17 protein-coding genes and 1 pseudogene are annotated in these 19,797 nt (G+C 72.8%); 5 read left to right on the top strand and 13 right to left on the bottom strand.

Going from position 1 to position 19,797, the window contains the following annotated elements:
- Positions 1–9 precede the first annotated feature (9 nt).
- The 3 genes from O1G21_RS32295 to O1G21_RS32285 are packed head-to-tail and all read right to left on the bottom strand — an operon-like array spanning position 10 to position 859.
- A complete protein-coding gene (locus O1G21_RS32295; protein ID WP_270148645.1) occupies positions 10–201 on the bottom strand; it encodes a hypothetical protein in 192 nt (63 codons plus the stop codon).
- Entirely contained in the window at positions 198–479 is a 282-nt protein-coding gene (locus tag O1G21_RS32290; protein WP_270148644.1) for a hypothetical protein, read from the bottom strand. Before O1G21_RS32290 ends, O1G21_RS32295 begins: the two co-directional genes overlap by 4 nt.
- On the bottom strand, positions 476–859 hold the full coding sequence (locus O1G21_RS32285) for an ATP-binding protein (RefSeq protein WP_270148642.1): 384 nt from the start codon (positions 857–859) through the stop codon (positions 476–478). The genes O1G21_RS32290 and O1G21_RS32285 overlap by 4 nt, the downstream gene beginning before the upstream one ends.
- 288 nt (positions 860–1,147) lie before the next feature.
- Between O1G21_RS32285 and O1G21_RS32280 the strand changes: the two genes are divergently transcribed.
- Together O1G21_RS32280 and O1G21_RS32275 are read left to right on the top strand one after the other, a co-directional pair.
- Positions 1,148–2,005, top strand: coding sequence for a helix-turn-helix domain-containing protein (locus O1G21_RS32280; protein ID WP_270148640.1), 858 nt, complete (start codon positions 1,148–1,150; stop codon positions 2,003–2,005).
- Positions 2,002–2,226: a DUF397 domain-containing protein gene (locus O1G21_RS32275; protein ID WP_270148638.1), complete on the top strand. Its 225-nt coding sequence runs from the start codon at positions 2,002–2,004 to the stop codon at positions 2,224–2,226. Before O1G21_RS32280 ends, O1G21_RS32275 begins: the two co-directional genes overlap by 4 nt.
- Positions 2,227–2,527: 301 nt before the next feature.
- On the opposite strand, the gene lysA is transcribed toward O1G21_RS32275, so the two are convergent.
- Both lysA and O1G21_RS32265 read right to left on the bottom strand, forming a co-directional pair.
- Complete coding sequence (gene lysA / locus O1G21_RS32270) at positions 2,528–3,877, bottom strand: diaminopimelate decarboxylase (RefSeq protein ID WP_270148636.1); 1,350 nt, start codon at positions 3,875–3,877, stop codon at positions 2,528–2,530.
- Positions 3,878–3,894: 17 nt separating this feature from the next.
- A complete protein-coding gene (locus tag O1G21_RS32265) occupies positions 3,895–4,065 on the bottom strand; it encodes a hypothetical protein (protein ID WP_270148634.1) in 171 nt (56 codons plus the stop codon).
- A 316-nt stretch (positions 4,066–4,381) separates the two neighbouring features.
- Between O1G21_RS32265 and kdpB the strand changes: the two genes are divergently transcribed.
- The gene (kdpB, locus tag O1G21_RS32260; protein ID WP_270148632.1) at positions 4,382–6,556 is read left to right on the top strand and encodes a potassium-transporting ATPase subunit KdpB; all 2,175 of its coding nucleotides are present in this window, start codon (positions 4,382–4,384) and stop codon (positions 6,554–6,556) included.
- A gap of 167 nt (positions 6,557–6,723) precedes the next feature.
- Positions 6,724–7,251: a universal stress protein gene (locus O1G21_RS32255; protein WP_270148631.1), complete on the top strand. Its 528-nt coding sequence runs from the start codon at positions 6,724–6,726 to the stop codon at positions 7,249–7,251.
- A 9-nt stretch (positions 7,252–7,260) separates the two neighbouring features.
- On the opposite strand, the gene O1G21_RS32250 is transcribed toward O1G21_RS32255, so the two are convergent.
- Together O1G21_RS32250 and O1G21_RS32245 are read right to left on the bottom strand one after the other, a co-directional pair.
- Positions 7,261–8,430, bottom strand: a complete 1,170-nt coding sequence (locus O1G21_RS32250; RefSeq protein WP_270148629.1) for an alpha/beta hydrolase — start codon at positions 8,428–8,430, stop codon at positions 7,261–7,263.
- 73 nt (positions 8,431–8,503) lie between these two features.
- Positions 8,504–8,779, bottom strand: a pseudogene (locus O1G21_RS32245) (hypothetical protein); the annotation flags it as partial.
- A gap of 360 nt (positions 8,780–9,139) precedes the next feature.
- Between O1G21_RS32245 and O1G21_RS32240 the strand changes: the two are divergent.
- On the top strand, positions 9,140–9,598 hold the full coding sequence (locus tag O1G21_RS32240; protein WP_270148627.1) for a hypothetical protein: 459 nt from the start codon (positions 9,140–9,142) through the stop codon (positions 9,596–9,598).
- A gap of 55 nt (positions 9,599–9,653) precedes the next feature.
- On the opposite strand, the gene O1G21_RS32235 is transcribed toward O1G21_RS32240, so the two are convergent.
- From O1G21_RS32235 to O1G21_RS32210, 6 genes are all read right to left on the bottom strand, one after another.
- Positions 9,654–11,663, bottom strand: a complete 2,010-nt coding sequence (locus tag O1G21_RS32235) for an Ig domain-containing protein (protein ID WP_270148625.1) — start codon at positions 11,661–11,663, stop codon at positions 9,654–9,656.
- Positions 11,664–12,130: 467 nt separating this feature from the next.
- On the bottom strand, positions 12,131–13,468 hold the full coding sequence (locus tag O1G21_RS32230) for a nitrate/nitrite transporter (RefSeq protein WP_270148622.1): 1,338 nt from the start codon (positions 13,466–13,468) through the stop codon (positions 12,131–12,133).
- Positions 13,465–13,824 carry a nitrite reductase small subunit NirD gene (gene nirD, locus O1G21_RS32225; protein WP_270148621.1) on the bottom strand — a complete coding sequence of 120 codons (360 nt, stop codon included), beginning with the start codon at positions 13,822–13,824 and terminating at the stop codon, positions 13,465–13,467. The genes O1G21_RS32230 and nirD overlap by 4 nt, the downstream gene beginning before the upstream one ends.
- Positions 13,821–16,430, bottom strand: coding sequence for a nitrite reductase large subunit NirB (nirB, locus tag O1G21_RS32220; RefSeq protein ID WP_270148619.1), 2,610 nt, complete (start codon positions 16,428–16,430; stop codon positions 13,821–13,823). The genes nirD and nirB overlap by 4 nt, the downstream gene beginning before the upstream one ends.
- Positions 16,427–17,656 carry an NAD(P)/FAD-dependent oxidoreductase gene (locus tag O1G21_RS32215; protein WP_270148617.1) on the bottom strand — a complete coding sequence of 410 codons (1,230 nt, stop codon included), beginning with the start codon at positions 17,654–17,656 and terminating at the stop codon, positions 16,427–16,429. Before O1G21_RS32215 ends, nirB begins: the two co-directional genes overlap by 4 nt.
- A complete protein-coding gene (locus O1G21_RS32210; protein WP_270148615.1) occupies positions 17,653–19,785 on the bottom strand; it encodes a molybdopterin oxidoreductase family protein in 2,133 nt (710 codons plus the stop codon). Before O1G21_RS32210 ends, O1G21_RS32215 begins: the two co-directional genes overlap by 4 nt.
- Positions 19,786–19,797 lie beyond the last annotated feature (12 nt).

Here is a 19,797-nt window from a genome sequence, read left to right as displayed (position 1 = left end):
CGTTCTCGTTCAAGGATTTTGGGCGGATCGCCGGAGCACGGCGAGGAGCAGCGCCTCAGCATCGCCGGGGGTGGCCATCCAGCGCTGCATCTCGGTGTGGGCGGCGCGGCGGCGGGGGCTGACGGCGCGGACCGGGCGGGAGAACTGGGCGTTCAGGCACCACCAGCGGGAGATCCTGGCCCAGGTGCGGCGGACGTTCACTCGGAATCCGTGACGCACAGCTGGATCGGGTGCACGGACTCGATCCCGATGTACGCCATCGCCCGCACCGCGCCGAACTCGACCAGCTGGTGGGCGATTCGGGGGATGGCGGTCTCGCTGAACAGCTCGGCGAGATAGCCGGCCTGGTCGGCGTCCAGCGGGAGCCGGGCGAGGCTGGCACGGATGGCGGCGAGGGCGTCGGCGAGCCTGGTGAAGGTGGCGGCCTTGGTGATGCCCTTGATCTCCACCGAGACGGGGAAGGGGAGTTCGGCGTTCACTGCACGCCTCCTTCGAGCAGCGCCCACATCACCTTGCCGATGCCGCCGGGGCGGGGGTGGCAGCCCCAGCTGGTGGCGAACTCGGAGGCCAGGAGGAGACCGCGGCCGGCCTCGTCGCACTCTGCGGCCGGGCGGAGGGTCGGGTGCTCGGGGTCGGCGTCGTGCACCTCGATCCGGAGGGAGTCGGGGTCGGGGTGGAGGTCGAACTGGAGGTAGATGAGCCGCCCGGTCGGGGTGACGGCGTGCAGCACGGCGTTGGTGACCAGCTCGCTGACCACCAACTCGCTTTCGTGGCAGAACTGTTCACCGTTCTGGAGTTCGGCGAGGAAGTCACCGAGCAGCTGTCGGGCGAGACCGACGGACCTGGCATGCCGGGGCAACCAGCACGAGTACTTCTCCAACGTTCCGGGCGCGGCGCGGCCTCCGGGAGTGATGGGAGATCTCGCGATCCGGAGGGCGGCGGAGGCATGGGAATGCCCGAGCGATGAACCCCATGATCACGCTGTGTGGCGACGTTCACCACAGTTCGCAAGCATGCCCGTCTCGCAGGCATGGTGCAATCGAACGCCGCAAGATACATATGGCTTTGGGGATCTGATGTGACGAAACCACTTCCGTCACGCCAGACTGTCGGACGACGACAGAGCGCGACGAAGGGAGATCGGAGCGTGGCCGCAACACCGACGGTGCGCCGCCGAATGCTGGGGGCGGAGCTACGAAGGATCCGCGAGGGGCTCAACCTCAAGGTGGACGACGTGGCAGCCCGGCTCGACTGGCATCAGTCCAAGGTCAGCCGCCTGGAGAACGGGCGCCACGGGGTGCGGGCGAACGAGGTCGAGAAACTGCTCGACGTCTACGAAGTCACCGACCCGGCGACCCGCGAGGCGCTCGCGACGCTGGCACGCGAGGGCAAGCGACGGGTGTGGTGGCAGCCGTACTCGGATGTGATCTCGCAGCGATACGCCTCGTTCATCAGCTTCGAGGCGGAGGCCGTGGCCATCCGGAACTTCGAGCTGTCACTCATCCCAGGGTTGCTCCAGACCGCAGACTACGCGCGTGCGTTGACTCGGCAACTCCAACCCGAGGCGACGACCGAAGAGGTCAACGCCCTGGTCGATGTGCGCCTTGCTCGGCAGAACGCAGCCCTCCGGCGCGAGGATCCCCTCAAGCTCTGGGCGATCACGGACGAGGCCGCGCTCCGACGGGTCGTCGGAGGAAAGGCCGTTATGGCGAAGCAGCTGCAACAGCTCATCGCTACTTCCAAGGAACCACACGTGACCATACAGGTCGTGCCATTCGAGGCGGGCGCCCATGCCGGCGTACTCGGGTCGTTCGTGATCCTGGAGTTCCCCGTTCGGAATGATCTCGATGTGGTGTACACCGAATCCCTCACGAGTAGCCTTTACCTCGAACGAGATGACGACGTAACAGCCTACGACCAGGCCTTTGACCGGCTTCGGGCAGCGGCTCTTGACGTCGGGCCGTCGCGGCGGCTCGTCGCGAAGATTGCAAAGGAACTTGAATGATCGGCACCAGTGGAGACGGCGCAGACCTGAGCCGCGCAGTGTGGCGTAAGAGCAGGTTCAGCGGCAATCAGGGCAACTGTGTCGAGGTTGCTGACGGCTTCCCTGACATCGTCCCGGTCCGGGACTCCAAGGACCCCGACGGCCCTGCACTCAGCTTCCCCGCCAACGCATGGGCGGCATTCGTCGCCGCCATCAAGACCGGCGAACTCCCCAGCGCCTGACCACACCTGCGTGAGAAGTCGGCTGGGCCGGCTTCTCCCGCGCGGGGGAGGGTTCGGAGTTGCAGTCTTGTCTTCACCAGCTGCTCGACGGGGAGTGGAAGAGAGGGCACGAGCCGCCACCATCGTGCGCGAGAAGTCGGCCCGGTCGACTTCTCGCGCAAATGCGGGCGGTGGCGGCCGGCTAGGTGAACTCCTCCCGTCGCGATGCACCCCAGTGGCGCATCGCGACAGTCTTGACCGTGGACGGCTGCCCCGTCGGACGGAGACCCGTCAATCCAATCGAACGAATGAATTAACGGCCTCAGCGGCCGACTTCGCGCAGGCGGAAGTCCTCGACCGTCTCCCTGCGGATCAGCAGGCGGGCGCGGCCGTCCTTCACGGCCGCGACCGCCGGGCGGCCGACCAGGTTGTAGCCGGAGGCCATCGACAGCTGGTACGCCCCGGCGGCCGGTACCGCGAGCAGGTCTCCCGGGCGGAGGTCGGCGGGCAGCACGGCATCGCGCACGAGCACATCGCCCGCCTCGCAGTGGCGGCCGACCACGTCCACCCGCGCCGCGCCCGCGTCGGACTTCCGGCCCACCAGCCGGACGCTGTACGGGGATCCGTACAGTGCCGGGCGCGGGTTGTCGCTCATTCCGCCGTCCACGGCAACGAAGGTGCGGCCGTCGGCCGAGTGCTTGACGGAGAGCACACGGTAGACGGCCACCCCTGCCGGCCCCGCGATCGCGCGGCCCGGCTCGACGATCAGGCGCGGCACGTCCAGGTCCGCCTCGGCGCAGCGCACTGCGAGCCGATCCGTGACCCGGACCGCGAACTCGGGGAGGTCGAACTCCGCGTCGCCGGGCAGGTACTTGATGCCGTGGCCGCCTCCCAGGTCCAGCTCGGGCAGCTCGACGCCGTGCCGGTCGCGTACGTCCACGAGCAGCCGCACCAGGGCGTCGACCGCCTGGAGGAACGGTTCCAGCTCGGTGATCTGCGAGCCCAAGTGACAGTGCAGGCCCGCCAGTTCCAGGCCGGGCTGGTCGAGCACCCGGGCGATCGCGTCAGCCGCGTCGCCGCCCTCGATCGGGAAGCCGAACTTCTGCCCACCGACCCCGGTCCGCACCGCCGCATGGTGCCCGGCGGCGATCCCCGGGACCACCCGGACCAGCACCTTCTGCGGGGTGTCGGCAGCCACCAGCGCCGCCAACCGGGCGATCTCCGCCTGGCCGTCGATGACGATCCGCCCGACCCGCAGCCGCCGGGCCAGCCGCAGCTCTTCCGGGGACTTGGCGTTGCCGTGCAGCAGGATCCGCTGCGCCGGGAAGCCGGCGGAGACCGCGAGCCAGAGCTCACCGGAAGAGCACACGTCCAGACCCAGTCCCTCCTCCGCGACCCAGTCCGCCATCGCGCTGCACAGGAAGGCCTTGGCCGCGTACAGCACCTCGGCATGCGGCAGCGCCCGCCGGTACGCCCGCGCGCGACTGCGCACCTCGCCCTCGTCCAGCACGTACAGCGGGGTGCCGAACCGCTCGGCCGTCTCCGCCAGGCCTACCCCGCCGACCAGCAGGTCGGCTCCCGGGCCGGGCCGCGCCGAGGCCGGCCAGGGGCCGCCGAGCGCGTCGGCGGGGGCAGGGGCGGCGGGAGCGTAACGGACGGTGAGCTGGGTCATGGTGGCGCTCCTCCGGGTCAGTCTTCGAACTGCATCGCGACGCGGCAGTGCGCCGGGCGGGTGCGGTCGTGGGCGGGCGCGGGCTGCGAGGTCCGGGCCGGGGTCTCCGGCTGCTCGGCGGAACGGTGGCCGGCGAGCCGGACCACCCGGCGTAGCGGAGGTTCGACGGCGAGAGCGGTGTCGTTCATGGCGGGGGTTCCTTCGAAACGGGTGGGCTGGACTCCTCCAGTGGAAACCCTCCGCACACCGACCGCACCCGTCCTTGACACAGGCCGTACGCCCCGGCCGCCGTCCTTGACGCCCTCCTGACAGGCCGGATGAACGGGCGTTCGAGCTGGTCGAGCGCGGTGTCAGGGAACTGTCAAGAACGGCCGCTTCCCCGCCAAGCCCGCGTCAACGGCGGCATGGCGCGGCGGAATCCGATGGTGGGCTGTCCGCCGTTCCCCCGTCGCCACCGAGCCCGCCGCCCCCTTCCACCGGGCGGCCCGGAAGGTCCCCGAGACGATGCGCCGTTCGGCCCTCACCCCACCGGACACCACCAGCGACCAGCAGAACTGGTTCCGCCGCCCGGAACCCGCTCCAGAGCCACCGCCGAGCCACCGCCCGTCCACTCCCCGGGCCCGCCGCACGCTGATCACCCGCCAACAGCTCGCCGAGGCGCTGCCCGCCGCCGTCCGCAAGCTGCGCCCGCGCACGATGATGCGCAACCCGGTGATGCTGGTGGTCGAGACCGGCTCGGCGCTGACCACGATCAGCGCCGTCATCCATCCGAGCGTGTTCGCCTGGGTGATCTCCTTCTGGCTCTGGCTGACCGTGCTGTTCGCCAACCTCGCCGAGGCCGTCGCCGAGGCACGCGGCAAGGCGCAGGCCGACTCGCTGCGCCGCGCGCAGCAGGGCATGACGGCCAGGCGGCTGCTGCACTGGCGGGTCGGCACCCGTGACCGCCGCCACGAGGTGCTCCCCGCCGAGGAGTTGATGCTGCACGACATCGTGCTGGTCCCGGCCGGGGAGGTCATCCCGCAGGACGGCGAGGTGGTCGAGGGCGTGGCGAGCGTCGACGAGTCATCGATCACCGGCGAGTCCGCGCCGGTGATCCGCGAGTCCGGTGGTGACCGTACGGCCGTCACCGGCGGGACGAAGGTGCTCTCCGACCACCTGGTGGTCCGGGTCACCTCCCGCCCCGGGCAGAGCTTCGTGGACCGGATGATCGCCCTGGTCGAGGGCGCCGACCGGCAGAAGACTCCGAACGAGATCGCGCTGAACATCCTGCTCGCCTCCCTCACCATCGTCTTCCTGTTGTCCGTCGTCTCGCTGCAGCCGATGGCGATCTATGCCCACGCCCCGCAGACCACGATCGTGCTGGTGGCGTTGATGGTCGCGCTGATCCCTACCACCATCGGTGCTCTGCTGTCGGCGATCGGGATCGCCGGGATGGACCGGCTGGTCCAGCGCAACGTGATCGCCCTGTCCGGCCGGGCGGTTGAGGCCGCCGGCGACGTGGACGTGCTGCTGCTGGACAAGACCGGCACCATCACCCACGGCAACCGCCGGGCCGTCGCGCTGCATCCGCTGCCCGGCGCGAGCACCGAACAGCTCGCCGAGGCAGCCCAGTTGGCGTCGGTCGCGGACGAGACCCCGGAGGGGCGCTCGATCGTCGAGCTGACGGACCGTCAGTACTGGGTGCCGCCGCGCTCCCCCGGCGAGCTGGGCGAGCAGCGGCCCGTCCCGTTCAGCGCGCACAGCCGGATGAGCGGCGTCGACCTCAGCTGGCCGGACGGCAGCGGCTGTCTGATCCGCAAGGGCGCCGCGGCGGCCGTCGCCCGCTGGGTGGTGGACTCCGGCGGGCGGATCCCCGTGGGGGCGAAGCCGCTGGTGGACCGGATCGCCGAGGCCGGCGGCACCCCGCTGCTGGTCGCCGTGCACGACCGGCACGGCGCCCGGGCGCTGGGCGTGGTCGAGCTCAAGGACGTGGTCAAGGAGGGCATCGCCGAACGCTTCGCCGAGCTGCGGCGGATGGGCATCCGGACCGTGATGGTCACCGGCGACAACGCGCTGACCGCCAGGGCGATCGCCGAGGAGGCCGGGGTGGACGACTTCCTCGCCGAGGCCACCCCGGAGGACAAGCTCGCCCACCTGCGGCGCGAACAGGCCGCCGGGAACATGGTCGCGATGACCGGCGACGGCACCAACGACGCCCCAGCCCTCGCCCAGGCCGACGTCGGCGTCGCCATGAACTCCGGCACCCCGGCCGCCAAGGAGGCCGGCAACATGGTCGACCTGGACTCCAACCCGGCGAAGCTGATCGACATCGTCCGGGTCGGCAAGCAACTCCTCATCACCCGGGGCGCCTTGACCACCTTCTCGATCACCAACGACGTGGCCAAGTTCTTCGCGATCATCCCCGCGATGTTCGCCCATGCCTACCCGGGGCTGCACCACCTCAACATCATGGGCCTGCACAGCCCCACCTCGGCGATCGCCTCCGCGATCATCTTCAACGCGCTGATCATCATCGCCCTGATCCCGCTGGCGCTGCGCGGCGTGCGCTACCAGCCCGCCTCCGCGAACGAGCTGCTCCGGCGCAACCTGCGGGTGTACGGGCTGGGCGGGCTGGTGCTGCCGTTCCTCGGCATCAAGGCGATCGACCTGCTGATCGAGTTCGTGCCGGGGCTGGGGTGACGCACGTCGGGGGATGCCCGTCAGGGGGCCGTCAAGAAGCGTGTGACCGGCGTCATGGTGGTGTCAGCGCCGGTACGGAGGAAGTGGTTCCGGGGTTGACTGGAGGCATCCGAAGCAAGGAGTGCGGAACCGGCAGAACGCGACCGGAGAGACGGAGGCGAACGGCCATGACCGGCACCACCACCACGACCGGGACCACGAACCGGCCCACGGACGGGACCGCCCGGGTGATCGTCGGCCTGAGCGGCTCGCTGAGCAGTCTGGCCGCCCTCTACCACTCCGTCGGCACGGCGGCCCGGCACGCGGCCGTGCTGGTGCCCGTCGCCGCCTGGACGGCGAACGACCGGGACGTGCTGCGCCCGCTGTCCGAGCTGGAGCACGCCGCCCGGCGGCGTCTGGACGTCGCGTTCGAGCAGGCCTACGGCGGCTACCCGTCCGGGCTGGTGATCCACCCGGTGGTGGTGAACGCAGAGCCGGGGCCCGCCCTGGTCGCCGCCGTCACCGGCCCGGACGACCTGCTCGTCCTCGGCGCCGCCACCCGGCGCCGCTTCGACCGGCTGCGCGGCACGTCGGTGGCCCGGTACTGTCGGCACCGGGCGGGCTGCCGGGTGGTCGAGGTCTCCCCGTCGGCGCTGCTGACCCGGCTGGAGCTGTCCGCCCGTACGGGGGCGCCGCTGCCGCTGCTGGCCCGCTGAACAACCGGGCTACGCCGGGTCCGGCAGGTGCGCGCTGAGCCAGCCGAGTGAGGGCGGGATCAGTCGGTCCCAGGTGGTGAAGTTGTGGCCGCCGGTGTCGACCGTCGCCTGGGCCACCACCAGCGGGGGGCGGGCCGCCGCCGCGAAGGCGGTGGAGTCGGCGTACGTGCGGCCGTCCTGCTTGCTGTCGGCGAGCAGCACGGCGAGCGCGGGCAACGGCAGGTGGGCCAGGCGCCAGTTCAGGTCGGCCTCGTTCCGGCGCTGCTGGCTGCCGCCGAAGAGGTCGCCGGTGGTCACGTCCTCCGCCGCCTTGAAGTAGCCGGAGAGCGAGACCGCCGCAGGGAAGGTGCCCGGGTGCACCATGCCGAGCTTGAGCGCGCAGTAGCCGCCGGTGGAGTCGCCCATGACGCCGAGGCTGCCCGGGCCGCCGAGCACCCGGTAGCCGGCGCGCAGGTCGGCGGGCACGTCGGTGGTGAAGTAGCTCTGCGCCTGCGGGCCGTGCGGGACGTCCTCGCACTCGCTGTCCCGGGGCATGCTGGGCGAGGGCCGCATCAGGACCAGGACGGTCGGCTTCATGGCGCCCTTGCCGAGCAGGTCGAGCTCGGTGGCCGGGTAGCGCAGTTTGGTGACCAGGTTGGTGGCGTCCCCGGGGAATCCGGTCAGCACCAGCACGGCGGGGAAGTGCTTGGCCCCGTTGCCGGGCTGGAAGTACTGCGGCGGCAGGTAGACGTAACCCTCGGTGCTCAGGCCGGTGGTGCCGCCGGGCAGCCGGACCCTGTCGAGCCGGCCGATCCGGGCCGGGTCCCGGCTGACCGAGCCGGCGCCGGTGATCTGGGCCGTACCGAGCACCTGCACCCCGGCCGGTCCGCTGCTCGGGGTGCCGCCACTGCTCGGTGTCCCGGCGGGGCTCGGAGCCCCGCCGGAGCCCTGGATGACGCCGGCGCTGTGCTCGTGCCCGAACAGGTCGGACCAGCTGCTGTAGAAGACGAAGTAGTCGTTGACGGCGAGCCCGAGCATCACGAGCAGCGCCAGCTGGGTGACGGCGACGGTGCCGAGCCGCAGGAACATCGCGGGCCAGCTGCGGACGGCGAGCTTCGGCCAGACCCAGAGCGTGCCGAGCACCGTGCACACCGCGAGCAGCGCCGCCAGCGCCAGCAGCTTGTGACTGGTGAGTCCCATCGGTCCCGGCCTCCCCTACCACTGTGGACCACCGGCCGGAGAATCGGCTCACCTTACTCACCGTAGCCGTGGGTCACCGTAGCGGTCGGTGCTCCTCCAGCGCCTGCCACACCTGGTCGCGCAGGAACGGCGGGTCGGCGTACGCCGGGAGCCGGTAGCGGCGGAAGGCGGCGGTGGGGACCTCGCCGTGCTCGTCCCGCAGCACGCGTTCGAACAGGGTCGCGCCGAGCGCGTGCCCGGCGGCGGACAGCTCGACCCCGCGCTCGCGCCCCGCCTCGTGCAGCTCCTTCAGCGGGATGCTGCGGCCCTCGCAGTCCACCGTCTCCGCGCCGAGCCGCACCAGGGCGCGCCTGCTTTCGGCGGGCGGGCGTCACGAGTGGGTCCGGGCACCATTCGCACGCGCTCCGTGCTGGTGGATCATCCAGGGGACGCATTGGAGTCGACCGCTCCGCAGGCGAACTTCGACAAGGGTGTCGAAGTTGGCATGGCCCGGCTATGCTGTCGACGGGTCCCGAAGGATGGATTTCTGTCTCCGTCGGCAGAACTCCCTTGGATGGTTGAGTTTTTGACGAATCGTCAACACCGTGCGCGGCCCTTCACCGCCCGGCCTCTCCGGGCGTACCCCGGGCCGCCCGGCGCCGTTGTACGGAAGGTGAGTCGCCGCGCCCGCCCCCGCCTCCCGGCACCCCTGCCGAGGAAGAGGTTCCCCATGACGACGTCCCGGCTCTTCCCACGCCCCCGCGAGGCGGCGGTGCTGCTCACCGTCCTCGGCCTGCTGGTGCTGGAGGAGGTCGCCCTCGGCCTCGCCGAGGAGGAGGACCGCCCGGTCATCGGCGGCGCCCTGATCGGCGTGTCCTGCTCCGGGCTGCTGGTCGTCGGGGCGGTCCTGTTCAGCCGCTGGCTCGACGCCCGCCGCCCGCTCCCGCTCCCGCCGCCCGGGCCCAACGGGCGCGAGTACAGCGCCCGCGCGCTGGAGGGCTTCCCGATGGAGGCCGTCCGCCCGCTGCTGCTCGCCGAACGCGCACCCCAGCTCGGCCAGTTGTACTCGGCCTGGATGCTCGCCCGGAGCGGCCGCCCGGCCCCGTGGATCGCCCGCCGGCTGGGCCTGCCGCTCGACGCCGTCCAACTGCTGGTCGACGCCGCCCGTTCGAACTCCGACACCCGGTAGCAGCCGGCTCCGGCACCGCGACGCGCGGTGCCGGGGCCGGAGTTCGAACCAGGGGTCAGCTCTCGCGAGCCGAGGCGTCGTCGATCAGGAACGCCGTGCTCGGGGTCGCACCGGTCTCGTGGGAGACCAGCTTGAGGCCGATGGTGGTCCCCCAGCCGACCTGCCCGATGAACGGGGAGAGGTCGACCGACTGGTACTGGTAGCCGTTGGTCGGGTTCTGGCTGGTCCAGGTCTTCACCGTGCCGAGCGGCTGCCCGGTGTACTGGTCGATCGCCACCAGCGACAACGTGTCGGGCGAGGAACCGGAGGTGTTGGTCGTCTCGGTGTCGAGCCAGAAGGAGAAGGTCGCCTGCCCGTAGCCGGGGTAGGTGTTCAGGTAGGTGGTGATGGAGTCGTCCGTGCCGGTGTTCTGGCCGAGCCAGGCGTACCAGGAGCCGGAGTGCGGCGCGTGCAGGCTGGACGGGGTGATGATGTTGTAGCCCGAGGGGCCCCAGGAGTCCGTCATCACCGTGTGGTTGACGTCCGCCGAGCCGTTCTCGAAGCCGGGGTCGATGAGCTGCTCGATCGGGTTGCAGCCCCTCCCGCCGCTCGCGCTGACGTTCTCCCAGAAGCCGGTGGAGGCCGTCCTGCCCGCCGCGTCCGTCGCCGTCACGTTGATCCGCTGGTAGCCGGTGGTCGCGGCCGCGGTGCCGGAGATGACCCCGCTCCTCGCGTCGATGGCCAGCCCCTGCGGCAGCCCGGTGGCGCTGTAGGTGAGGGCCGAACCGCTGCTGGACACGCCCACCGCCGGGATCGACAACGGCTGCCCGGCCTTGTCGATCCGGTCGCACATCGTGCTCACCGAGACCGGCGGGCTGGTCACCACCGGGTCCGAGGCCATGCACAGGTGGTCGGAGTTGGACCACAGGGTCTGCAGCGGGAAGCTGCCGGTGGCCAGGTCCTCGAAGAACAGCCCGCCGTTGGAACCCTTCGGGATCCAGGCGCACTTGTCGCCGATCTCCTGACCGGTGGCGTCCGTCCAGCCGCCCGGGGTGTTCGGGTCGGTCACCGTCTCCGCGTACTCGTGGCCGCCGATGATCCCGTAGCCGTCGAGCCGGCCCCGCGGGGTGTTCTCACCGAACCAGTTGGTGCCGCAGCCGGCCACGTCCGTCAGGTACGGCATGTTGGTGTAGGCGAGTTGGCCGTACGGCGAGCGCTGGAAGTCGTGCCAGGCGCAGTAGCCCAGTTCCTTCCACTTGTCCGGGTCGGTGCCCTGCGGCGAGTCGATGATGTACTGGACGTTGCGGTTCTGCGCCTCGGTCAGGTTGCCGAAGTGCTTGGCGGCGGCCAGCGCCTCGGCGCCGAGCTGCGGCTCGGTCGCGGCCTGCGGCGCGGGGGCGCTGTTGTCCACCCAGACGCCCGCGAGCACGCTGCCCTGCTGGGGGAACGGGATGTGCGCGGAGCCGGCCGGGCACTGGATGGAACCGGCGGCGATGCCCTCGCAGTACTGGGTCAGCACGGCGCTCCAGCCGTCGCCCGCGCTGCCGAGGCCCTTGAAGAAGTCCTGCTGGTACGGGGCGGCCTGATCCGGGTCCCCGGTGGTCACGGTGTCGCCGGAGGAGTTGGTCGAGGGCGTTCCCCACTGGGATCCCCAGAGCACCAGGTAGACCTTGGGCGCGCCGATCACCACACCGGTCGACTCCTGGCCGCCCTTGTAGGTGACCTGGAGGTCGTACTGGTTGGCGACGTTGCCGTCGCCGTCCTTGCCGGTGCCCGGATCGGCGCCGTCCACCAGCTGGGGCGTCTTCTTGCCGCCGGTGTTCGCGGCGGCGACCGGGCCGGTCCTGGCCGCCCTGGCCCGGCGCGGGCCGGACTTCTGCGGGGCGGCGGCCGCCTTCGGGGTGCCGGGCTCGACGGCGACGGTGGCGGCCTGCGGCGCGTGATTGTCGGCCATCGCGGACAGCGGGCTGCTGAGCGCGGCGCCGGCCAGGGCGGCCGCGAGCGCCACCAGGGCCGTGCGCGGGGCGCGTTGGGCGCGGCCGGCGCCTTGAGCGGGACCGGAGGAGCGGGATCGGAATCTGAACACGGGTCGGGTTCCGTCTCTCGTGACATGGGGGAAGGGTGTGCACGTTTTGCGGTGCGGGTACGGAGCTGACAGCTCGTCAACCGGATGCGGCGGGGGATGGGAACCGGATCTCGACCGGACCGCTGTGCAATGCGCCATATGATATTTCACTGACCGTCGCACACAAGTCCCCCACGGACGACGAGGATCAGCGGCACCCATCCACGGGCACTCGGCCCGGTCGCACCCGTGGGCGCCCGCAGGCGCCCGCACGCCCACCCCGCCCGGGCCGATCGTCCCCGAATCGGGCGCACCGCGATGGACCCGCCAACACGGCAGGTGCACGCGGATTTTAACTTCCCCTTACCCGACCCCACCTCGCCTTGACGGTCCCGCCGTCAGACCGCGCGGCGGCCCAGCCGGGTGGCTGGGCCGCCGCTGGGCGGCGTCTCACCGCTGGACCGCCGTCCCACCGCCGTTGAGCGGTCTCACCGGCGTCGGAGCCAGACCGCCCAGGTCAGCGCCGAGCAGAGCAGGTACGCCGCCAGGAAGCCCAGGTAGGCGGTGTCCCCGTTGTGGCTGGCGAGGAAGGACTGCCGGAAGGCCAGGTTCACCAGGACGCCGCCGAAGGCGCCGATCGCGCCCGCCAGTCCGATCAGTGCCGAGGCCCGGCGCCGGGAGTCGGCCTCGGCGGCCGCCGGGTCGCCTCCGGCCGCGACCGCCGTGCGGGCGAGGGCCTGGTAGTGCGCCGGGATCATCTTGTACGTCGAGCCGTTGCCGATCCCGCTGAGCACGAAGAGGGAGATGAACCCGCCGAGGAACAGCGGCAGCGAGCCCGCCCGGGACGCCACCAGCACCACCGCCGTGCCGGCGCCCATGGCGGCGAAGGTCGCCAGCGTCACCCGCGCGCCGCCGTAGCGGTCGGCGAGCCGCCCGCCCACCGGGCGCAGCAGTGAGCCGAGCAGCGGGCCGAGGAAGGTGAGGGCGGCGGCCTTGACCGGGGTGTCGAAGCGGTCGTGGAACTGCACCTGCAGCACCTGTCCGAAGGCGAAGCCGAAGCCGATGAAGGAGCCGAAGGTGCCGATGTAGAGGGTGGAGACGGCCCAGCCGTACGGATCGCGGGCGACCTCGCGCAGCGCCCGGCCCTCGCTCGAACTCGCCGTGGACGGAGGCAGGTTGTCCATCCGCCACCAGGCCCCGGCCGCGGCGAGCCCGATCAGCGGCAGGTAGATCAGCGGCAGCAGCCGGGGGTGGGTGGCGCCGGCGGTGGCCAGCACCAGCAGGCCGAGGAGTTGGACGGCGGGGACGCCGAGGTTGCCGCCGCCCGCGTTGACGCCCAGCGCCCAGCCCTTGAGCCGGTGCGGGTAGAAGGCGTTGATGTTGGCCATCGAGGAGGCGAAGTTGCCGCCGCCGACGCCGGCCACGCAGGCCACCGCGAGCAGCGTGCCGTACGGGACGCCCGGTTCCAGCACCACGGCCGCGAGCACCGTGGGCACGAGCAGCAGCAGGGCGCTGATCACCGTCCAGGTGCGGCCGCCGAAGCGGGCGACGGCGAAGGTGTACGGCAGCCGCAGCAGGGCGCCGAGCGCGGTCGGCAGGGCGGTGAGGGTGAACTTGCCCGCGGTGTCGATGTGGTACTCGGGGCCGAGGAAGAGCACCAGCACCGACCACAGGCTCCAGACCGAGAAGCCGATGTGCTCGGAGAGGACGGAGAAGACCAGGTTGCGCCGGGCGATCCGGGCGCCGTCGCGGGCCCAGAACTCCTCGTCCTCCGGGTCCCAACCGGCCAGCGGCGCGGGTGTTCTCGCTTCCAGGACGGTGGTCATGCCGCCGCCTCCGCGTCGAGCACCCGGACCGGCCAGCGGCGCAGCACGGCGGGGGCGCCGTCGGGGGCGGTGTCCTCGTCGAGGCAGTGCCCGTCGGTGAGGTCGAACGCCTGCTTGTACATCGGCGAGATGAGGGTCGGCCGGTCGCCGCGACTGCCGAGCAGGCCGCGGGAGAGGACGGGGGCGCCGCTGAACGGGTCGAGGTTGTCGACGGCGTACAGCTCTCCGGAGCTGTCGCGGAACAGCGCGACCTGCTCGGCTTCGGGGAGCAACACCGCGACGCCGCGGCCGGGTTGGAGGTCGGTGAGGGCGCAGACGGTGTGCCAGCGGTCGCCGTCGTGGATCTGTACGGTCACGGGGTGAGCACCTCCAGTCGGGCCCCGGCGACCAGCACCGGGGCGTTGAGGGTGTGGCCGGCCTCGCCGGGGCGGGCGGGGCGGATCTGGCCGCGTTCGGGGACGAAGGTCACTGCGGGGTCGGGGGTGCCGGGGGCGTTGACGAAGGAGGCGAAGCGCCGCATCCGGTCGGGGTCGGCCAGGGTCTCGGCCCATTCGTCCCGGTAGCCGCTGATGTGACGGGACATCAGTTCGTCGAGTTCGGCGGCGATGCCGAGCGAGTCGTCGAGGACGACGGCCCGCAGGTGGTCGAGTCCGCCCTCGAGCCGCTCCAGCCAGACCGAGGTGCGCTCCAGCCGGTCGGCGGTGCGGATGTAGAACATCAGGTAGCGGTCGATGGTGCGGACGAGGGTGTCGCGGTCGAGGTCGGCGGCGAGCAGGTCGGCGTGCCGGGGGGTCATGCCGCCGTTGCCGCCGACGTAGAGGTTCCAGCCGGCCGAGGTGGCGATGATGCCGAAGTCCTTGCTCTGCGCCTCCGCGCATTCGCGGGCGCAGCCGGAGACGGCGGCCTTGAGCTTGTGCGGGGAGCGCAGCCCCCGGTAGCGCAGCTCGAGTTCGATGGCGAGGGTGGTGGAGTCCTGGACGCCGTAGCGGCACCAGGTCTGGCCGACGCAGGACTTCACGGTGCGCAGCGACTTGCCGTAGGCGTGTCCGGACTCGAACCCGGCGTCGACCAACTTGCGCCAGATCACCGGCAGTTGGTCGACGGTGGCACCGAACATGTCAATCCGCTGGCCGCCGGTGATCTTGGTGTAGAGGCCGTGGTCGCGGGCGATCTCGCCGATGGTGATCAGGCCCTCGGGGGTGATCTCGCCGCCGGGCACCCGGGGCACGACCGAGTAGGAGCCGTTGCGCTGGAGGTTGGCCAGGAAGTGGTCGTTGGAGTCCTGCAGGGCGGCCTGTTCGCCGTCCAGGATGTGGCCGTTGCCGAGGCTGGCCAGGATGGAGGCGACGGTCGGCTTGCAGATCTCGCAGCCCTCGCCGCCGGTGCCGTGCTTGGCGAGCAGTTCGGAGAAGGTGGTGAGGCCCGTCACCCGGACGATCTCGTACAACTCGGCGCGGCTGTGGGCGAAGTGCTCGCACAGGCCCTGGACGGTGGAGACCCCGGCGGCCTCCAACTCCTCCTTGACGACGCTGCCGAGCTGCTTGAGGCAGCTGCCGCAGCCGGTGCCGGCCCGGGTGCACTTCTTGACGGCGGCGACGCTCTCGGCGCCCTGCTCGCGGACGGCGGCCCGGACGGCGCCCTGGGTGACGTTGTGGCAGGAGCAGAGCACCGCGTCGTCGGGCAGCGCGACCGGACCGGCGCTCCCCGCGAACCCGGCCGGCAGCACCAGCTGTTCGGGCGCGACGGTGAGCGGCTTTCCGGCGACGGCCAGCGGGCGCAGCGCGCCGTAGCCCTCGGTGTCGCCGACCAGGACGCCGCCGAGCAGCGCGCCGTCGGCACCGATCACCAGCTTGCGGTAGACGCCGCTGCGGCTGTCGCTGTACAGCACGTCGAGCGCGCCCTCGGCGGTGCCGTGCGGGTCGCCGAAGCTGGCGACGTCGACGCCGAGCAGCTTGAGCTTGGTGGAGGTGTCGGCGCCGGTGAAGCCCTGGCCCTGCTGCTCCGCGATGGTGCGGGCCGCCGTCTCGGCCATCTGGTAGCCGGGGGCGACCAGCCCGTACACCCGGCCGTCGACGGCCTGGGCGCACTCGCCGATGGCCAGGACGGCCGGGTCCTCGGTGCGGCAGTGCGCGTCGACCACGACGCCGCCGCGCTGGCCGACCGGCAGTCCGCAGTCCCGGGCGAGCTGGTCGCGGGCGCGCACCCCGGCGGAGAAGACCACCAGGTCGGCGGGAAGCTCCCGGCCGTCGGACAGGGCGAGGCCGCGGACCCGGCCGTCCGGGCCGGTGAGCACGCCGCTGGCGCCGGCGCTGGTGTGGACGGTGACGCCCAGCTCCTCGATCTTGCGGCGCAGTGCGGCGCCACCGCCGTCGTCCACCTGGACGGCCATCAGCCGGGGCGCGAACTCGACCACGTGGGTGGCCAGGCCGCCGGCCCGCAGGGCGCCGGCCGCCTCCAGGCCGAGCAGTCCGCCGCCGACCACCACGCCGGTGTCGGCGGTGGCGGCCCCGGCGCGGATGGCGTCGACGTCCTCGATGGTGCGGTAGACGTGGCAGCCGGGCGCGTCCGTCCCGGGTACGGGCGGCACGAAGGGCACCGAGCCGGTGGCCAGCACCAGGACGTCGTAGCGGACTTCGGCGCCGGACTCGGTGCGGACCAGCCGGGCCGCCCGGTCGATCGCGCTGACCGGGTCGCCGAGCCGCAGGTCGATGCCGTGCTCGGCGAGGAAGCCGGACGGGCAGAGCGCGAGGTCCTCCGGCGTGCTGCCGGAGAACAGCGAGCTGAGGTGGACCCGGTCGTAGGCGGGCCGGGGCTCCTCGGCGAGCACGGTGACCCGCCAGTGGCGCGCGGCCGGCTGCTCGCTCCAGGCCTCCAGGAAGCGCTGGCCGACCATGCCGTGGCCGACCAGGACGAGGTCGCGGACAGTGCGGTCGTCTGCCGTCATCCCGGTACTTCCGGTCATCGGGGGGCTCCTTGGGTGAGCAGGTGCAGGGGGTGGCCGGCGAGGGTGCCGCCGTCGGCGAAGGCGCCGGCCAGCGCGTCCACGGTGGCCAGGTCGCCGAGCAGGATGGCGCCGACCAGCTGGTCGCCGCGCAGGACGAGCTTCTTGTAGCTGCCGCGGGTGGCGTCGGTGAGCCGCAGCACGTCGAGTTCGGGGTCGAGGGTCTCGTCCACGGCGCCGAAGGCCGCGTACTCCAGGTCACCGGTGCTGAGCCGGGCGCGCGGGCTGGTGCCGGGGTAGCGGGCGTCCGGCTCGGCGCCGGAGAGCCGGCGAGCCAGCACGTCGGCCTGTTCCCAGGCGGGGCCGGCCAGGCCGTGGACGGTGCCGCGGTGCTCGGCGCAGTCGCCGATCGCGGACACGTGCGGGGCGGCGGCCAGCCGGTCGTCCACCAGGACGCCGGTGGCGACCGGCAGTCCGGCGGCGTGGGCGAGCGCGGTGCGCGGGCGGGTGCCGCAGGCGAGGACCACCAGGTCGCAGTCCAGCCGGTAGCCGCTGGCCAGCTCCACCGCGCCGACCCGCTCCCAGCCTCCGGCCGGGGGGACCCCCATGCCGCCGTGCACGGCCCGGGCGCGGTTGCCGGTGTAGCACTCGACGCCGAGGCCCTGGAGGCGTTCGCGCAGCACGGCGGCCGCCTCCGGGTCTAGCTGACGCTCGATCAGATGCTCCGCCTGGTGCACGATTTCGGTGCGGGCGCCGAGCGCGGCCAGCGCCCGGGCGGCGCTCACCCCGAGCACCCCGCCGCCGATCACCACGGCCCGCTTCGCCCCGACGGCCTCCTCGGCCAGCCGGGCGCAGTCCTCCAGGGTGCGCAGCGTGTGCACGCCCTCGGCCAGCCCGTACCCGTCGGGGCGGCGCAGCCCGCGCACCGGCGGCAGCACCGGGTTGGCACCGGTGGCGAGCACCAGCTCGTCCCAGGGCTCCACGGTGCCGTCGGCCAGGCCCAGCGTCCGGGCCGCCAGGTCGAGGGCGACGACCTCGCAGCCGGGCCGGGCCAGCGCCCCGCCGAGCGGCAGCGCGATCGACTCGGCGTCGTAGCGGCCGGTCAGCACCTCGGCGAGCAGCACCCGGTTGTACGGGGCGCGCGGCTCGGCGCCGTACACGGTGACCGCACCGGCCCCGCCCAGGGCGGCGTACCGTTCGGCGAAGCGGGCGGCCGCCATCCCGCCGCCGACCACGGCGATCCTCATCTCGTCACCTCCAGGTGGGCGCGCTCCACCCGGACGGCGCAGAGCTTGAACTCCGGCATCCGGGAGACCGGGTCGAGCGCGGGATTGGTGAGGCTGTTGGCCCGGCCCGCGCCCGCCCAGTGGAAGGGCATGAACACGGTGTCCGGCCGGATGGCGTCGGTGATCCGCGCCGGGGCGACGGCCCGCCCGCGCCGGCTGGTGACCGCGACCGGCTCGCCGTCCGCGACCCCGAGCCGCTCCGCCAGCCGCGGGTGCAGCTCCACGAACGGGCCGGGCGCGGCCTGGTTGAGCTCGGCGACCCGGCGGGTCTGCGCGCCGCTCTGGTACTGGGCGAGCACCCGGCCGGTGGTCAGGTACAGCGGGTACGCCTGGTCCGGTTCCTCGGCGGCCGGGCGGTGGGTGACGTCCGCGAAGCGGGCCCGGCCGTCCGGGGTGGCGAAGCGGTCCAGGAACAGCCGCGGGGTGCCCGGGTGGTCGGGCGCCGGGCAGGGCCAGAACACCCCGTCCTCGGCGGCGATCCGCTGGTAGCTGATGCCCGCGTAGTCGGCGTCGCCACCGGCCGAGGCGCGGCCCAGCTCGGCGAAGGCCTGCTCGGCGTCGGTGGGGAAGCCTTGGGGGACCCCCAGCCGGGCAGCGAGCTCGCGCAGCAGCCACAGCTCGCTGCGCACCCCCTCCGGCGGGTCGAGGGCGCGCCGGCGCAGGATCACCCGGCCCTCCAGGTTGGTGGTGGTGCCGTCCTCCTCGGCCCACTGGGTGACCGGCAGCACGACGTCGGCGAGCCGGGCGGTCTCGGACAGGACGAGGTCGGCGACCACCAACAGGTCCAGCGCGCGCAGCCGTTCGGTGACGTGCCCGGCGTTGGGCGCGGAGACCGCCGGGTTCGAGCCGGCCAGCAGCAGCGCCCGGACGCCGCCGGGCCGGCCGAGGCCGTCCAGCAGCTCGTACGCGGACCGGCCCGGGCCGGGGATCGACTCCGGGTCCACCCCCCAGACGGCGGCGACGTGTCGGCGCGCCGCCGGGTCCTCGATCGAGCGGTAGCCGGGCAGTTGGTCGGCCTTCTGGCCGTGCTCGCGCCCGCCCTGGCCGTTGCCCTGGCCGGTCAGGCAGCCGTAACCGGCGTACCGGCGGCCCGCGTTGCCGGTGGCCAGGCACAGGTTGATCCAGGCGCCGACGGTGTCGGTTCCCTTGCTCTGCTGTTCGGGTCCGCGCGCGGTGAGCACCATGCCGCTGGCGGCACCGCCGAACATCCGGGCGGCCGCGCGGAGTTGGTGGGCCGGCACCCCGGTGATCCGCTCCACCCGGTCCGGCCAGTGGGCCATCGCCGACTCGCGGGCCGCTTCGAAGCCGGTGGTCCGCCGGTCGATGAACCCGCGGTCCACCAGGCCGTCCGCGATCACCAGGTGGAGCAGGCCGAGGGCGAGCGCCAGGTCCCCGCCGGGGCGGGGCTGCAGGTGCAGGTCGGCCAGCTCGGCGGTACGGGTGCGGCGCGGGTCGACCACGATCAACCTGCCGCCGTTCTCCCGTAGTTCGCGGAAGTAGCGGACGGCCGGCGGCATCGTCTCGGCCGGGTTGCCGCCGACCAGGATCAGGCAGCCGGTGTGCGGGATGTCGGCCAGCGGGAACGGCAGGCCCCGGTCCAGGCCGAACGCCCGGCGGTGCGCGGCGGCCGCCGAGGACATGCAGAACCGGCCGTTGTAGTCGATGTTGGCGGTGCCGAGTACGACCCGGGCGAACTTGCCCAGCAGGTACGCCTTCTCGTTGGTCAGCCCGCCGCCGCCGAACACGCCCACCGCGTCCGCGCCGTGCTCGGCCCGGGTCCGGGCCAGCCCGGCGGCCACCCGGTCCAGCGCCTCCGGCCAGCTCGCCGAGCGCAGCGGGGCGCCGGGCCGGTCCCGCAGCAGCGGACCGGTCAGCCGGGCGCCCCGGGCCAGCAGCGCGGGCGCCGTCCGGCCCTTGCCGCACAGCGCGCCCCGGTTCACCGGGAAGTCCGGGCGCTCCAGCACCTCGAGCACCGTGTCCGCACCCGCCTTGTCCGCGCCCGGCGACAGCCGCATGCCGCACTGCAGCGAGCAGTACGGGCAGTGGGTGTCGGTGGCCGCGGCGAGGGCGGCGGGGCTGGTCGACGTCATGCCGAGAAAGGT

The organism is Kitasatospora cathayae (assembly GCF_027627435.1).
Lineage (GTDB): Bacteria > Actinomycetota > Actinomycetes > Streptomycetales > Streptomycetaceae > Kitasatospora > Kitasatospora cathayae.
Note: the sequence above shows the minus strand (reverse complement) of the source record. Positions and strands in the feature narration are given on the sequence as shown.

Bases quoted from the DNA above. Each gene is read 5' to 3' on its own strand.
- O1G21_RS32275 (WP_270148638.1), top strand. From the start codon at position 2,002: ATGATCGGCACCAGTGGAGACGGCGCAGACCTGAGCCGCGCAGTGTGG.
- lysA (WP_270148636.1), bottom strand. From the start codon at position 3,877: ATGACCCAGCTCACCGTCCGTTACGCTCCCGCCGCCCCTGCCCCCGCC.
- O1G21_RS32265 (WP_270148634.1), bottom strand. From the start codon at position 4,065: ATGAACGACACCGCTCTCGCCGTCGAACCTCCGCTACGCCGGGTGGTC.
- kdpB (WP_270148632.1), top strand. From the start codon at position 4,382: ATGCGCCGTTCGGCCCTCACCCCACCGGACACCACCAGCGACCAGCAG.
- O1G21_RS32255 (WP_270148631.1), top strand. From the start codon at position 6,724: ATGACCGGCACCACCACCACGACCGGGACCACGAACCGGCCCACGGAC.
- O1G21_RS32250 (WP_270148629.1), bottom strand. From the start codon at position 8,430: ATGGGACTCACCAGTCACAAGCTGCTGGCGCTGGCGGCGCTGCTCGCG.
- O1G21_RS32240 (WP_270148627.1), top strand. From the start codon at position 9,140: ATGACGACGTCCCGGCTCTTCCCACGCCCCCGCGAGGCGGCGGTGCTG.
- O1G21_RS32230 (WP_270148622.1), bottom strand. From the start codon at position 13,468: ATGACCACCGTCCTGGAAGCGAGAACACCCGCGCCGCTGGCCGGTTGG.
- nirB (WP_270148619.1), bottom strand. From the start codon at position 16,430: ATGACCGGAAGTACCGGGATGACGGCAGACGACCGCACTGTCCGCGAC.
- O1G21_RS32215 (WP_270148617.1), bottom strand. From the start codon at position 17,656: ATGAGGATCGCCGTGGTCGGCGGCGGGATGGCGGCCGCCCGCTTCGCC.
- O1G21_RS32210 (WP_270148615.1), bottom strand. From the start codon at position 19,785: ATGACGTCGACCAGCCCCGCCGCCCTCGCCGCGGCCACCGACACCCAC.